Raw genomic sequence first — 16,162 nt, forward strand, 5'->3', positions numbered from 1 at the left:
AGCCCCGAGTTGGTGAACATCCCTGCGGGCGTATATGACGGCACGGCGGGCACGGCGGTTGCGCTGGCCCTGACCATTACGGGCGACACGGACGTCGAGTCCGACGAGACCATCGACCTGTCCCTGGGCACCCCGACGGGGGATGCGTCCCTTGGGTCCCAGACCACAACGACCTATACGATAAACAATGACGACAGTGTAACGGTCGAGTTCTCCCAGGCCACGGGCTCGGATGCTGAAAACAGCGGGGGCAACCTTCCTGTACTGCTTGTCACGGGCACGGTGGTCAACGCGACCACGGTGACGGTGACGGACCTTGGCACGGGCACGGCGACCTCGGGTGTGGACTATTCCTTCACGAGCCCCGAGTTGGTGAACATCCCTGCGGGCGTATATGATGGCACGGCGGTTGCGCTGGCCCTGACCATTACGGGCGACACGGACGTCGAGTCCGACGAGACCATCGACCTGTCCCTGGGCACCCCCACGGGGGATGCGTCCCTTGGGTCCCAGACCACAACGACCTATACGATAAACAATGACGACACCCCTATTGCAACTATTACGGCTTCTGATGATACAGCTACCGAACTTGGTACAACTCCAGGTTCTTTTACTGTGAATTTGAGTGCCGTAAACAATACGGGTTCCGATATTGTAATAGATTATACTGTGGGGGGAGATGCCACACCTGGTAGTGATTATAATACCCTTTCGGGCAGTGTTGCTATTTCCGATGGCCAAACAAATGCTTCCATATTGGTAACCCCAATTGACGACTCACTTACTGAATTGGATGAAACCGTGGTGGTGACTTTGGCTGCGGGTACAGGGTATACTGTTGGTACTCCGAATAATGATACAGTGACTATAGTAAGTGAAGACGATATTCAACCGGCCGGATATACTGTTATTATTAATAATGATCCGATTAATTCAGCCAATCAGAACAATGTAAGTTTCACGTTTTCCAATGCGCCAACTTTCCTAACTTCCTTTGATTATACTTTTACCAGTGATGGTGATGGAAATGTGGCATCTGTTTCTGGAAGTGGAGCAGTTTTAACCCAAAACAGAACAGTTTCCAATATTAATTTAAGTGGCTTGCCTGATGGTCTTGTGACACTTACGGTAACAATATCAAATATTTTAGGCACCGAAGGAGCTCCAACAACGGATACAGCTATAAAACTTACTACAATTCCTTCAGGTTATTCGGTTAGCATCAATCAAGACCCCATAGACCAAACCAATGAAAATACGGTAGGCTTTACTTTCTCAGGCGCCGAAGTGAATGCCGGTTATCAATATACATTCAGTAGTGATGGGGGAGGAACCAATGTAACGGGTTCTGGAACAATATCATCGGCCAACCAACAGGTTACAGGAATAGATTTAAGTGGATTGAACAATGGAACGGTGACCCTTTCCGTTACCCTTTCCAACACCAATGGTAGTGGAACGCCAGCTACGGACAACGTTACCAAGGAAACGTGTTTTGCTGGCTCAGGAACTCCGGTCCAAAGCGGTACACCTACCGAATTCTGTGTGGGAAATTTAGGTGATTTTACACAGAATCTAAATGATTATATAAGCAGTACCCCACCGAGCGGGGCGGTATTGCGATGGACTACCAATGCCGATACAAGTGTTTCGGGGGATTATTTGCCTTCTAATTCCAGTGTGGTCACTGCGGCAGGCACTTACTATGGATTTTACTATGATGCATCAAACGATTGTGCCAGTCCTACTTTGGAGATTGTTTTAACGGTAAATGAGGAGCCTAATGCGGGAACTCCTTCCAATGGAGGGGCGTGTAACAGTTCCACGGATGGCATTTACCTCATCGATTTGGATGATCGTTTGACTGGGGCCGATGCAGGCAATTGGTCGATTTTGACCACCCCCGCTGGATCATCTGCTGTCATCAATGCCGGGAACATCGTGAATTTTAACGGTCAGCCCACAGGAAGTTATGTGTTTACCTATACAACCACCAATGCGGCACCACCTTGTGTGAATCAGAGTGTCAACGTAACGGTTACGGTAAACGATTGCTCCATTCCCTGTAATGCGGGTAGTGAAGCTCCGGGCCAAAGTGCCACTTTGGAGTTCTGTGATATCATTGCCGTGGATTTAAATGATTATGTGACCAATGCAACGCCTAACGGAACTGTGCTTACTTGGAGTGTGGACGCTGATCCCTTGGTGGTCGATGCCCATATTGGCAGTTTTGTGGAGGGTCCAGGTACCTATTACGGCTTCTTTTACGATGAGACGAATAATTGTGCCAGTCCAACCATGGACCTGACCTTGGAACGAAATTTTACTCCTGTGATCAACATTACAGATGCAGGGGAGCCCATCTGTGGACAAGGTACAGTTACCCTTACCGCATCGGCAACAGTGGAAGACGAAAGCACCATCACCTATCGCTGGTATGATGCCCCGACCGGTGGCACCATTTTGCAAACAGGGAATACTCTGGTCATTAATGATTTAGATACAACCACCTCTTATTACGTTTCGGCATCTGCCAATGGCTGTGAATCCGAAAGGGTGGAAGTGATTGCGGTAGTGAACGATACCCAATCCGCGGGAACTCCAACGGATATAACCGCTTGTAGCGTACAAGGCAACGGAGGACCAAACATTATCGATTTGGATGATACCCTAACCGAGGCCGATGCGGGAACTTGGTCCTTGATCACCGACCCATCCAGCGGTGCTTTGCTGATCGGTTCGGACAATACGGTTGATTTTGCCGGTTTACCTGATGGGGACTATGTTTTTGAATATACGACAACGGGAGCTGTAGCGCCTTGTACCAATGCATCGGTACAAGTGACCATATCGGTGAGCGATTGTATTGTGGATACCGATGGGGACGGACTAACGGATGGGGAGGAAGCCGCCTTGGGTACCAATCCGAACAATCCCGATACGGATGGTGATGGGTTGACCGATGGGGAGGAAGTTTTGGTCATCGATGACCCGGATACCTCCGCGGTTCCAGAAAATGCTACCGACCCATTGGATGCCTGTGACCCTTTCTTGACACCGGACTGTAACCCTGATGATATTGATTTGGCTATTACCAAGGAAGTGGATAGGGAGGAAGTATTGCTGAACGCCGAGGTCAACTTTACCATTACGGTGGAGAACTTGACCATGGATAGGGTATTGGACATTGTAGTGAACGATTTGCTGGCATCCGGATTCAACTATATTTCGCACAATGCTTCCAAAGGAACTTATGATCCCGAAACCGGGGAATGGTCCATTGATGAGCTTACGGCGGAAGAGGTGGTTACGTTGCGGATTACGGTGACCGTCGTTACTGCGGGTCAATTACAGAATACGGCAACCATTGCCTCCACTTTCCCGAATGATGGGGTGGCCTCCAATGATACGGCTTCGGCTTCGGTGACGGTAAATGAGAGCCAATGCAAGGATCCCGGGACCATTTGCAATATATTTTCGCCCAATGGGGATGGAATCAATGACACGTTGAAGTTCATCGACCCAAATAACGAATACACCAACAATACCTTTGAAGTGTTCGATCGCTATGGAAACAGTGTCTTCCAGATGGATGGGTATGACAGTTCATGGGACGGAACAGGTAAAAATGGGGAATTGCCCAAAGGAACCTACTTCTATATACTGGATCGCAAGGGAGATGGAACGGATGTGGTGAAAGGGTGGATACAAATCATTAGAGATTAAGAAATGCCAAAGAAATTCGGTTTATCGATATATAAGATCGCACTTTTGATGCTGTTAATGGGTATCGGGTTGCTCCATGCCCAAAAAGAACCGCAGTATACCCAATATATGTACAACATCGGGAGTTTTAATCCTGCCTATGTGGGTACGGTGGAAAGCCCAGAAATTATTGGACTGTACCGAGCGCAGTGGGTAGATATCGAAGGTGCTCCTACAACCATTAGGGCTGGGGCCAATATTCCCTTCAAAAATGAAAAAATGGGGTTAGGGGTAAATATCATAAGTGATCAATTGGGACCTTCCACACAAACCTATTTTGATGTGGCTTATTCGTACCAAATACAACTTTCCAATGATACCAAACTATCCTTTGGATTGAACGCTGGTGGCTCCTCCTTGAGCATTGATTATTCCAAGGGTTTTTTTGAAGACCCCTCGGACCCCTCACTCTTGGGCGAAAAGTACAACAATTTTTATCCAACCGTTGGGGCTGGATTGTTCCTATACCATGAAGAAGATTGGTATCTTGGGTTGTCGGTTCCGAACTTCTTGACCAATGCCCTGTACAATGACGAAGTGTCTACCATTGTAGAGGATAATATGCAGTTCAACGCTATTGGGGGCTATGTGTTTCAATTGGGGGATCGTACCAAGTTTAAGCCTGCTTTTTTGGTTAACTATTTGCAAGGTGCCCCGGTAACGGTAAACCTTTCCGCCAATTTCCAGTTTATTGATGCTTTGACCATTGGGGCCTCGTACCGGTTTGACAATGCCGTTAGCGGATTGGCAGGTTTCCAGATATCAAATGGCATGTTCATTGGCTATTCTTATGATTATGCCATTAACGGATTGGGTGAGTACAGCGGTGGCTCCCATGAAGCCATTTTAAAATTCTATATTGGCAGGGGTGGATTTGGCTCCGGTAACAAGACAAAAGGCAACAACAAGAACACCAAGAATAAAGGCAAACAGATTGATTCCCCAAGATTTTTCTAACATGGTTCCAATAAAAAAAATAGGGTCGGTAATTTTCATGTTCTTTTTGGGCATGGTGTTTTGTGTTGCGCAAACCAAAAAGTCCAAGGGGGATCTTTTCTTTTTTCAGTATGAATACCAAAAGGCTGTAAGTGCCTACGAGGTGCAGCTGGCCAATGGTACATTAACGCCCCAACAATTCCTGAACCTGGCAGATTCCTATTTCCAGACCAATAATTTTGAAAAGGCCTCCGAGGCATATCTAGAGCTTTATAAAAAGGACACGCTCATGGATGGGCATCACTACAATAAAATGCTCCAGAGCTTTTCCAAAACAACCGATAAGGAGCGAAAGACAGCCTTTTTGGCTACCATGTCCACCGATTTTCCGAAGGAATTGATGGAGAACATGGACTTCAACAACCAATTGTTGCAAAATGCTTCGGCCAATTCGGGATCGGACTATGAATTGTTCAATTTGGATGGGAACAGTCCCCAAACCGATTTTGCCCCGGCTTTTTATAAGGACAAACTTCTTTTTTCCAGCGGTAGACAACAGAACAAAAAGTTGAAGTACGATCCAGGCAATGAGGGGTATTTCAATTTGTATGAGTCCACTTTGCAAACTAATGGGCAGATTGCTGTAATTCAACCTTTTGGACAGGTGGCCAATACCGGTTTTCATAAGTCCACACCCTTTTATTCCAATAAGTTGAACAGTGTATTTTACGTACTTTCCAACACCCAAAACGGGGAAATGACATTTGATGACAATGGAAAGAATGCCTTGTCCATTGGTATGCAAAGGATTGGTGGGGCCTTCCAATTGTTATTGAAAGATTTGAGCACTTCGTTCTACTATCCTTTTTTTGACGATGCCAGTGGCAAACTGTACTTTGCAGCAGATTTTGAGGATGGTTACGGGGGTACCGATATCTATTTCGTATATACTACCAATGGCCAGATAATGTCGGCACCCATCAATTTGGGACCAAGGATCAACTCCCCAGGTAACGAGATCGCCCCTTATATATTTGAGGATAGTTTCTATTTTGCTTCGGATGTCTTTTATGGGCTTGGAGGAATGGACATTTATAAGGCCAATATTGAAAAGGACGGTTTTGGGATACCCATCAATCTGGGAAATGGAATCAATACCGAGTATGATGATTTTGGCTTTGTGATCCGTAATGAAGGGGAAGGTTTGTTGGGTTATTTTGCTTCCAACCGACCAGGAGGAAAGGGTAAGGATGACCTTTATGGTTTTAAAGTAAATGAAAAACCAGGTCTAAAGACCATAACCTTTAAAGGTAGAGTGATAAAACCCTATGGTAGAGGGGAATCAATAGACAAAGCGGTGGTTCGCTTAATAGACAATACAGGTGGAATATTGCGAGAAACCTACTCCGATGAGAATGGCAATTATCGTTTGGAAATCCCATGGACCGATTCTGTGGTACTTGAAAGTACGGCAGACCGTTATTCGACCTTCAAAAAACAGTTTTCCGAAGAAGAGTTGGAAGAATTGCAAAATAGTGACGGCTACAATGTTGAACTTGCGCTTTATGATGATTTGGTAGAGGAAAAGGAGGGTCAAATGGTAGTGAAAATGGATAAGTTCTATTTTGCCAACAGTTCTACCCAGCTTACCCCTGAAATTGATGTACAATTGGACAAAGTGGTGACTTTCATGAACGCTTTCCCAGATGCCCAGTTAAGAATAGAGACCTATACGGATAGTAGGGGAGGCAGCAGTACTAATTTTAAACTTACCCAAGAGCGTTCAGATACCATCAAAAAGTATTTGGTGAGCAAAGGGGTGCCTGCTACGAGTATTTTGTATACCATTGGGTATGGGGAGGATAAAATATTGAACAATTGTACCAACGGGGTATTCTGTATAGAAACCTTGCACAAACAGAACCAACGGTCCTTGATCGTGATCCTCAATGACAATGTTCTCTTCGACTAGTTTAAACCAAAATTTTCCAGCAATAGTAAAGTGCAAATAGAGATAGGAACACCATGCCTGTATAAGTGAGGATTCGGAGTCCTAATTTGGGTCTGTGCTCCACAGGTATATCGTTACCCATTACTGTTTTTAGGTTCATCCAACCCAACAAAGGGGCCAAAACAAAGGATACAAAGGTGGCCAGCGCAACAAGATTTCCCATGTTGGCACTAAATAGGGTAATGACCATCCAGTTGATCAAGGTCATTAAAATGACCATTACGGCAAAGGCATTTTTGTTTTGAAACAGGGATTGTTCGGGATAGATTTTTTGAAGGATATCCACACTTACCCTAGAAATTGCATCATGGGCGGTCATGCACGTACTGAACATGGTGGCAAATGCTGCCACGGCAATGAAAAAATAGGCCCAATTGCCTATATGGGTGGTGAACAGGCTCACTAACTGGTCCGCAAAGACCACCGCATTACCGCTCAATTGCGTTCCTGTGCCATATAGGGTTATCCAACCGATAATCATGAAAAATATCGCTAGCAGAGCCGTTAAAATGTAACCAACGTTGAATTCCTGGATGGCAATCTTCAATGTAGGTTTGCTTTTCATCGTCTTTAAATTCTCCATGCCCCACATGCTCACCCAACCGGAAGCTTCCACAGCGGTGGGCATCCATCCCACCAAACCGATAAGGAACAAAATACCGGCCTCGTTGAATATTTCAGGACGTTGGTAGGTTTCGGAACCGGGAACGGCACCTTTTTGCAAAACCATGATGGTAGTGATCAAAAGAGCAACAAAGAGAATAGCAATAACGGCTTTCAGCGATTCTTCCAAAAAGCGGTATTTCCCAACAATCAATAAAAAGCTGATAAAAATGAACAACCCTAACGAAATGGTGCCAGCGCCCAAACTAGTTATATGAAACAGGTTCATGAACAATCCGGCGGTGACCACATACAACGCCGCCAAAATGGTAAAGGTGCTGATCAGGGTAACAAAGGCATAGATCCACAAATAGGTCTTGCCTAAATTCAGGTAGCCCTGGATCAAGCTTTTTTCGGTCACGGTGGTATATCGGATTCCGAACTCAAAAAAGGGATATTTGAACAGATTGGCCAAAAGGATCGGGACGACCATGATCCAACCGTATTGGGCCCCTGCCTTGGTGGACAGCACCAAATGCGAGGTGCCAATAGCCATGCTGGCGAATAGAAGGCCAGGGCCGAGTGCTTTCAACAATGCTTTCATCCAGCTTGTTAGTTAATTTTCAAGCGGGAAGATATGTTTTTTTGTTCAAATTCCAGATGGGGCAACTTGTCTTCCCAATTATTTTTTATCCAGCAACGCTTCCTCGAAAAGGTTGAAAATACGGGTGTATTCGTCCGTCCAACTGCTGGGCTCCACAAAGCCATGTCGCTCCACGGGATAAACGGCCATTTCCCAATTTTCCTTGCCCAGTTCGATCAAGCGCTGGGAAAGCCTGACCATATCCTGAAAATGCACATTGTCGTCCACCATACCGTGAAGGATCAACAGTTTTCCTTTCAAACCATCCGCAAAATAGATAGGAGAGCTCCTTCGATAGGCCAAACTATCCGTAGCAGGAGTGTTCAGGATTCGGGCCGTGTAGCCATGGTTGTATGCGGCCCAGTCCCCAACAGATCGTATTGCCCCGCCGGCGCTAAAGGTGTCGGGTGCATTGAACATGCCCATCAAAGTGATGAATCCGCCGTAGGAACCTCCATAGATGCCAATTTTATCTGTATCAATACCATATTTGTCCACTAACATTTTGGCGCCATCCACTTGGTCGGAAAGGTCTTTTCCACCCATGTGTCGGTAGATTCCGGTACGCCAATCCCGACCGTAGCCTGCACTTCCCCGATAGTCGATATCCAAAACGGTGTATCCATTGTCCACCAATAGGTTGTGGAACATATATTCCCTAAAATAGGAACTCCACCACTTGTGGGCATTCTGCAAATAACCGGCCCCGTGTACAAATATGACGGCAGCCTTATTTTTCACTGAAGATTCAGGTTGATAGAGCCTTGCATATACGTTGGCACCGTCCTCGGCTTGGAATGTTATGATTTCCGGGTCCTTCCAATCATAGGCTTTAAAATCCTTGGTGGTCGAATGGGTCAGTTGCACCACTTCAGTCTGTTTTTTGGCATGCACAGGGTTTTCCTGAAGATATAATTCCGTAGGCTTATTGGAGTATGAATACAAAATGGCCATTTGGGTTTCATCAGGGGAAAGTATCACATCATTGCCACCGATCATATTGGTCAATTGTTCCCATTTCCCTCCTTTTAAGGGCATGGTGTAAAATTGTCGATCACCGGGATGGGTCTTGTTGGAACCAAAATACCATCTGGACTCATCCTTGGATATGAATGGATCGTAGATTTCAAACTCGCCAGAGGTCAATGCCTTTGCCTTTTTAGAATTGATATCCATGGCATACAAATGGGCATATCCCGTTTTTTCTGACATGAACCAAAACTCTTTGCCATTGGGCATCCAGCCTAGGGAACCACCTCCCCATCCGCTAATGCCGGGCCCTGCGATCCAAGCCTGATCGTGTTGGCGGTCCAATTGCTCTACTTTGCCTGTTTGGGGATCGAGAAGAACGATCCAACGGTCTTTGTAATCATTGGCTTGAATGTCCAAAATAGCCTTGGTGCCTTCTGGGTTCCATGTTGGTCCGTTGATGAAACCTATCCTATCCTCATTTTTATAGGGTTTGTCTGGATAATCCTTGGTGTATTCCGGTACATAATCAAGTCCTTCCAAATTATCAAGGACCACGGGATAACTTTCCCGTTTGGCCAAATTGTACACGAACATTTCATATTTGGTAGGTTCGTCCCCAACTTTTGAACGGGTATTTTGGTCTTCGGTGTATCCTGATTCGGTAACGTAATGCGGTACAATGGTTCCTTTGGTTTTGGGTCTGTCAACCAAAAGATAGGTAATGTATTGGCCTGATGGGGATATTTCCAATCCCATTACGGATTTGCCGCCTGTTTCCAGTGTCAAGGGTTCCAAGGTCTCCAGTTTTTTGCTTATTGCTTCCCCAGCATCCTTTTTTGCCTTACGTTCGCTCAGTACATCAAAAAGGTCCAATTGGTCTTGGTATAGAAATTCATCCTTGGAATCCCGTTTGGCCTCCTTATCCTTTGATTTTACAAAATGGGTCATTTGCTCCGTAGTTCCAGAGGCCATGTCCCAAACATAAAGTTCATCGTCCTTGGTATAGGCAATCCCTTTTCCATTATTGGTAAAATGTGGATTGTTTTCCCTCTCCTGTGTTTTGGTAATGGGTGTAGACTTGTAAGAAGCCATATCCAATAAGAAGATGTCGCCATTCTTGGCATAAATGGCCTTGGTCTTTTGTTGGTTATAGGTAAGTCTTGAAGATGGCAGCGCATTGGCAGCTAAAAAGTCCACCTTCTTGATTTCTTTTTTTTCGATGGAATAGGCGTAGAGCGAATCACTCAAGGCACCATCAGGGTTCCAGTCAAAATAAAGAGTACTGCCATTGCTGGACCAATGGTGGTTGGAAGGCAGGTGGCCAACAAAGTCATCCCCTTTCATAATGTCCTTGATCTTCAGGGTGGAATTATTGCCTTTTTGGGCCAATAAACCATTGAATGTCAATAATAAAAGAGCGGTTAGAGTAAGATGTTTTCCCATTTCGGAATAAAGGTTTAAAGTTGGTTTGTTTCCTATGTTTTCAAATATCGGGTATTTTGCCGACTTGTGCTTGCATCGTGTTTGTTCAAATTTTGTTAAATGAAAAATTGCGGGTAGGTTTCTTTTTTTGTCCATTTTAAAAGTATCTTTAAAACCTACAAGGTTATTTTTTACCTTGTTTTGGGAAGGGTTGATTTTTGAATCCTTTGAATGGAAAATTTTAACTTGTTGTCAAATAACTACTTACAAATAAAACCAGATTAGCCAATGCAGATTATTGAAAATTCCACTGTTTACGATGCCATCATCGTGGGATCGGGGGCAGGGGGCGGGATGGCCACCAAGGTGCTGTCCGAGGCGGGCCTGAAGGTCGCCGTAGTAGAGGCCGGGCCCTTTTTTGACCCCGCCCTTCCAGAACACCAGACCCAATTGAAATGGCCTTACGAAAGTCCAAGAAGGGGTGCCAGTACCCGTTTTAGGCCCTTTGGCGACTTCGACGCCGCTTATGGGGGTTGGGACATTGAGGGAGAACCCTATACCCAAAAGGACGGGACACAGTTTGATTGGTTCCGTTCCCGTATGTTGGGGGGAAGGACCAACCACTGGGGAAGGATTTCCCTGCGATTTGGCCCAAAGGATTTCAAACATAAGGATATCGATGGTCATGGGGACAATTGGCCCATCAGTTATGATGACATTAAGCCATATTACGATAAGGTGGACAAACTGATCGGGGTTTTCGGTACCAATGAAGGATTGCCGAACGATCCGGATGGATTCTTTTTGCCCCCTCCAAAACCTAGGTTGCACGAGCTGTTCTATATCAAAGGAGCAAGAAAGAGCAACATTCCCGTATATCCGGCAAGGTTATCCATGCTTACCAAAAAGCTCAACGATTACCGAGGGGTGTGTTTTTATTGTGGACAATGTAACCGAGCCTGTCAAGTGTATGCCGATTTCTCCGCAGGGACCTGTTTGATATTCCCCGCCCAGAAAAACGGTGGCCAGGTGGACCTTTTTGTGAACTGTATGGTGCGCGAGGTAACCACCGATGCCGAAGGAAAGGCTACTGGTGTTTCCTATATCAACAAGGAAGATAGAAAGGAATACAAATTGAAGGGGAAAGTCGTGGTACTGGGGGCCTCCGCTTGTAGCTCTGCCAGGATCCTTTTGAACTCCAAAAGCAAGCAGCACCCCAACGGATTGGGCAACAGCAGTGATGTGGTAGGGAAGTACCTTCACGATTCCACTGGTGCCGACCGTGCCGGTTTCATCCCCGATCTGATGAACCGAAAGGTATCCTACAACGAGGATGGAGTAGGTGGAATGCACGTGTATTCCCCATGGTGGGGAGACAACTCCAAGCTGGATTTCCCACGGGGCTACCACATTGAAGTGTGGGGCGGTATGGGTATGCCCAGCTACGGCTTCGGGTTCAATGTGAACGAGTTCAACAAGTTCTTCGGGACCAAGGTCGGGGGCTATGGCGATGTACTGCGTAGCGATGCCAAAAAGTATTATGGTGCCGTGGTCGGTATGGCCGGTCGTGGAGAATCCATCGCACGGAAGGAAAACTATTGCGAGATCGATCCTACCACCGTGGATGAATTTGGTATCCCAGTATTGCGTTTCAATTATAAGTGGTCGCAGTATGAGATCAACCAGGCCAAGCACATGCAGGATACTTTTGAAGAGATCCTGATCAATATGGGCGGAGAGCCATTGGGCCAGAAACCAGGCAAGGAGACCAACTATGGCCTTCACAACCCAGGGAAAATCATTCACGAAGTGGGAACCACCCGAATGGGTGACGACCCCAAAACTTCAGTGACCAACAAGTACCAACAGTTACACGATGTGGACAATGTGTTCATCGTGGATGCCGGGCCCTTTGTATCCCAGGCGGACAAGAACTGTACTTGGACCATTTTGGCCCTTTCCATGCGGGCTTCTGAATATATCGTTGACCAGTTGAAACAACAAAATATATAAGTGATGGATAGGAGAAAGAGTTTAAAATCGATCGTATTAGGTTCTGTTGCCGGTGGATTGGCATTGCATGGGTGCAAGCCCGGTGCCGAGACCGAGGAATTGGTGGAATCCCCGAAAATGACCTATCCGGGCAGGGTTCCCTTGGAAGAGGAACTGATTGCCGAATTGCAGGCAGAAGAATTCCTGAACCCACATGAAGTGGCCACCCTTACTATTTTGTGCGACCTTATTTTACCGGGGAGCGAACAGTTCAAGGCGGCCAGTGATGCCGATGTGGTCGGGTTCATCGAGTTCATGGCCAAGGACAATCCACGTTACCAGCCCGATCTGCGTGGCGGGTTGATGTGGTTGGACCACAAGTGCAATACGGAATTCGCCAAAGAGTTCAAGGACTGTACCGTGGAACAACAAAAGAGCATTTTGGACCCCATCGCCTTTTATGACCCTGAGGTTCCAGGAGATGAGAGACCTTTTGAAGTGAACTTCTTCTCATTGGTCAGAAATTTGACCATGACCGGTTTTTATACCACCAAGATCGGGATCGAAGAGATCGGGTATAAAGGGAACATGCCCAACGTTTGGGACGGTGTGCCCGAGGATGTTTTGGCCCAACATGGTGTTGCCTATGAGGAAGAATGGTTGGCCAAGTGTGTGGACCAGAGCAAGCGAGGTATCAAAGCCGAATGGGACGAAGATGGGAATTTGATCACCTAAGTGATGTTGATTATAAAATAAAAGGGCCGATACTTTGTATCGGCCCTTTTATTTTATTGTATTTCCTCTAAAAGATATACATCACCACTGCCTTTTACATGAAGTGGATGCGTGGAGTCATTTGCCGAAGCATCGACAAAAAAGGAATAATTGAAGGTAAGGTGGTTGTCATCCGGGTCAAAATTGAAATCGGTATATTCAATTTCTGAAGTTCCATTGGTGTTAGACTCATAAAGGTCGTCCAAAATGAAGTATTTATTATCCGTGCCGATTACTGGATGACCTTGGATCTGGACTTCGGAATAATTGATGGCTTGGGTAGTTTCCCCAAAATTTGAGATTTGGATATAAAAATGGATGAAGTTGCCATTATAATAATCATCGGGGGAACTATAAAAGCGTGTGAACTGTAAAAAGACATCCTTGTCCTGATGTAAAATATTGCTGGAATAGGTCTCGCCATTGGTTTGCGTGAACTTAAAAATGGTGGAATAATCAATGGTAATTCCATCAGGTCTGTTTCCGTTCAATTCTAACGTAACAGATCCATATCGGGTAAGTTCATCAAAACCAATCCCGTTCGTTCCATCGGTACCATCTTGTCCGTTGGTCCCGTTGACGCCATCTATACCGTCCATACCATCTTTCCCGTCATCACCGGAGCAGGAAATTAAGGTCATCCCCACTATAAGGGCCACCATGCCAAAAAGTTTCATTGCTTTCATAATCAAGTTGTTGTTATATAGGTTTTTATGGTGCTGTAATTAGCTCAAAAAGGTTTATGTCTACTGTACCTGAAACATTTAAAAAATGACCTGAGTCATTGTTGGCTCCTTCTACAGTAAATGAGTAATTGAAAAAAAGGTGGTAGCGATCTTCTGGATTGAATGTGAGATCTGTGATTACCATTTCGGAGACTCCAGTGTCACCCGATTGATATTCATCATTAATCATAAAGTATTTATTGTCAGTATCTAATATGCCATGTTTTATAAAAACTACAATAGATTGAATACTTTCTGATTGTTCCCCCAAATTGAGAATGGATACTTCCCAATCGACAAAGTTGTTATTAACGTCTGTATTCGGAGTACTCAAATATCTTCGGAAATTAAAAAAATACTCTGTATCACTTCCAATTGGTGTAATCTCAACAATATTGTAATCTTCCCAATCTTCAGGATCATTTGGGGTAAACAAAAAAACCGAGGATTCCACAAAGGCATTTTCATCAGGCCTTGTACCGCTAAGTTCTAGGGAAACCCAGCCATATTCAGCTAACGAATTGATTCCAACCCCATCCTCCCCATCTTGTCCGGCTACGCCGTTCTCCCCAGGTGCGCCGTCTTCTCCAGGAGCCCCATCCTGTCCGTTGGCCCCGTCCTTACCATCCAATCCATCGATTCCGTCAATGCCATCCTTGCCATCTTCAATGGAGCAAGAGGTAAGGGTCAATCCTATGCAAAGGATAGACAGGCCGAGTAGTCTGTTCAGTCTCATGATTTTAAAGTTTGGAAGTCTAAGGTAGTGGGGGCTGTGAACGGGCAAGGTTATAATTGATGGATGTGGTCAACCATTTGATAAAAGCTTCTTGGCAATTGACAGGCTTCCCCAATTTCATTTACCATTTGATAATGCGTAAACTAGGTAGGGTATAGGAAAATTCCTTATTTTTAAAACAATGGTTCCCCCACTATTAAAATTCAACTTCGTATGGCGATACAATTCTTGGGGAACAAGACCCAACGCTTTTATTTTCAGGACCAAGGTGAACGTAAAAGCTACGTGCTTATTTATGGGGACGAGGTGGAACCACTCCAAGGCAACGCCCCAACCGCAGGTTATACCCGAATCAACTATAGGGGTAGGGACGGAGAAATCAAAAATCCGTCCTTGGTGAACAAAAGAAGCCTCGAAATGTATTTTTTGGACGTGGGCCAAGGCGATGCCGCCTTTGTGGTGACGCCCAACGATACCAAGATCTTGGTGGACGGAGGCCTTCGCGATCGGGCCTTGGGGTTCATCATTTGGAAGTACCGCTTGGACATCCCCGGCAATACCGTGACCATAGACCATATGTTCCTGAGCCATGCCGATGCCGACCATGTGGAAGGCCTCATTCCCCTCATCGAGCATCCACAGATTACGGTGAACAACATTTATCACAACGGTATCGGGTTGTTCGATTCTGGTTTCAATACAGAATTGGGCAATGAAGTGAACGGCGAACTGGTGACCAAACATAGCACCCTCACCGACCTAAATGGGTTTGATTTAAAAGGAACCTTTAAAAAATGGGTCGATGCCATCAAGGTCAGAGGTATCAACTACCATCGGCTGGACAAATCGACGGGGATCCTCAATATTGGCGACCCCGACATTCGTGTGGAGATTTTGGGGCCGATCCTTAAACCTAATGGAGCTTTTGAATGGTTCGGGGGCAAGTCGCATACCATCAACGGGCATTCTTTGGTGTTCCGGATGTCCTATAACCATGTACGCACTTTTTTCTCCGGCGACCTGAACATTGAGGGGAGCGGACTCCTATTGTCCCAACCCGATGGTGCCCTCAACGTGAATGCGCATGTGTTCAAAGCGCCCCATCACGGCAGCCATGAGTTTGACCCCGACCTGTTCAAAGCCGTGAATCCGATGGTCACGGTGGTATCTTCTGGCGAAGTGCCCGATCATGGTCACCCCAGGGCCAAATTTTTGGGAGCGATCGGAAGGGCGGTCCGCGGGGAGGAACCTTTGTTGTTTTCCACCGCTTTGTCCGCTTTGTTCGTAGATGATGAGGATGCGGAGCATGTGGCGGCTTCCAACATTATTGAGCCCACCACTTTGGGCGATTTGGATTTTTCCCTATCGGCTTCCAATACGGTGGCGAGGCGTAGGTTTAAAAAGATATTGCCGGGCATCATCAACGTGCGCACCGATGGCGAATACATTTACGCTTATAGACGCGTGCAGATGGGCTACCAATGGGAGTCGTATAAGATGCGATATGAGAATTAGGGGTGACTAAGGTTTTAAACTATGTCGATGAACAGATTTATGCCTATTTTGGGGATTCAGTATAG

Annotated in this window: 10 protein-coding genes; 6 read left to right on the forward strand and 4 right to left on the reverse strand. The window is 45.9% G+C overall.

The genetic code is table 11. From position 1 onward, the window contains the following. The 3 genes from GTK07_RS08295 to GTK07_RS08305 form a co-directional block, all read left to right on the forward strand. Nucleotides 1-3,729: T9SS type B sorting domain-containing protein (locus tag GTK07_RS08295; RefSeq protein WP_163634818.1), on the forward strand; the 3,729-nt coding region annotated here is incomplete at its 5' end. 3 nt (nt 3,730-3,732) lie between these two features. Further along, nucleotides 3,733-4,725, forward strand: a complete 993-nt coding sequence (locus GTK07_RS08300; protein ID WP_163634819.1) for a PorP/SprF family type IX secretion system membrane protein — start codon at nt 3,733-3,735, stop codon at nt 4,723-4,725. A gap of 1 nt (nt 4,726) precedes the next feature. Further along, entirely contained in the window at nt 4,727-6,676 is a 1,950-nt protein-coding gene (locus GTK07_RS08305) for an OmpA family protein (RefSeq protein ID WP_163634820.1), read from the forward strand. 1 nt (nt 6,677) lies between these two features. On the opposite strand, the gene GTK07_RS08310 is transcribed toward GTK07_RS08305, so the two are convergent. Together GTK07_RS08310 and GTK07_RS08315 are read right to left on the reverse strand one after the other, a co-directional pair. Next, entirely contained in the window at nt 6,678-7,922 is a 1,245-nt protein-coding gene (locus GTK07_RS08310) for an NRAMP family divalent metal transporter (protein ID WP_163634821.1), read from the reverse strand. A gap of 78 nt (nt 7,923-8,000) precedes the next feature. Then, on the reverse strand, nt 8,001-10,376 hold the full coding sequence (locus GTK07_RS08315; protein WP_163634822.1) for a S9 family peptidase: 2,376 nt from the start codon (nt 10,374-10,376) through the stop codon (nt 8,001-8,003). 267 nt (nt 10,377-10,643) lie between these two features. Between GTK07_RS08315 and GTK07_RS08320 the strand changes: the two genes are divergently transcribed. Beyond that, nucleotides 10,644-12,368: a GMC family oxidoreductase gene (locus GTK07_RS08320; RefSeq protein WP_163634823.1), complete on the forward strand. Its 1,725-nt coding sequence runs from the start codon at nt 10,644-10,646 to the stop codon at nt 12,366-12,368. 3 nt (nt 12,369-12,371) lie between these two features. After that, nucleotides 12,372-13,082 carry a gluconate 2-dehydrogenase subunit 3 family protein gene (locus tag GTK07_RS08325; protein ID WP_163634824.1) on the forward strand — a complete coding sequence of 237 codons (711 nt, stop codon included), beginning with the start codon at nt 12,372-12,374 and terminating at the stop codon, nt 13,080-13,082. A gap of 53 nt (nt 13,083-13,135) precedes the next feature. Here the strand turns inward: GTK07_RS08325 and GTK07_RS08330 are convergent, their stop codons facing one another. Both GTK07_RS08330 and GTK07_RS08335 read right to left on the reverse strand, forming a co-directional pair. Next, entirely contained in the window at nt 13,136-13,807 is a 672-nt protein-coding gene (locus tag GTK07_RS08330; RefSeq protein WP_163634453.1) for a hypothetical protein, read from the reverse strand. A 25-nt stretch (nt 13,808-13,832) separates the two neighbouring features. Continuing rightward, nucleotides 13,833-14,582, reverse strand: coding sequence for a collagen-like protein (locus tag GTK07_RS08335; RefSeq protein ID WP_163634825.1), 750 nt, complete (start codon nt 14,580-14,582; stop codon nt 13,833-13,835). 213 nt (nt 14,583-14,795) lie between these two features. On the opposite strand from GTK07_RS08335, the gene GTK07_RS08340 reads away from it, so the two are divergent. After that, nucleotides 14,796-16,097, forward strand: a complete 1,302-nt coding sequence (locus GTK07_RS08340) for a ComEC/Rec2 family competence protein (protein ID WP_163634826.1) — start codon at nt 14,796-14,798, stop codon at nt 16,095-16,097. Nucleotides 16,098-16,162 lie beyond the last annotated feature (65 nt).

The organism is Flagellimonas sediminis (genome assembly GCF_010500845.1).
In the GTDB taxonomy this organism is placed as follows: domain Bacteria; phylum Bacteroidota; class Bacteroidia; order Flavobacteriales; family Flavobacteriaceae; genus Flagellimonas; species Flagellimonas sediminis.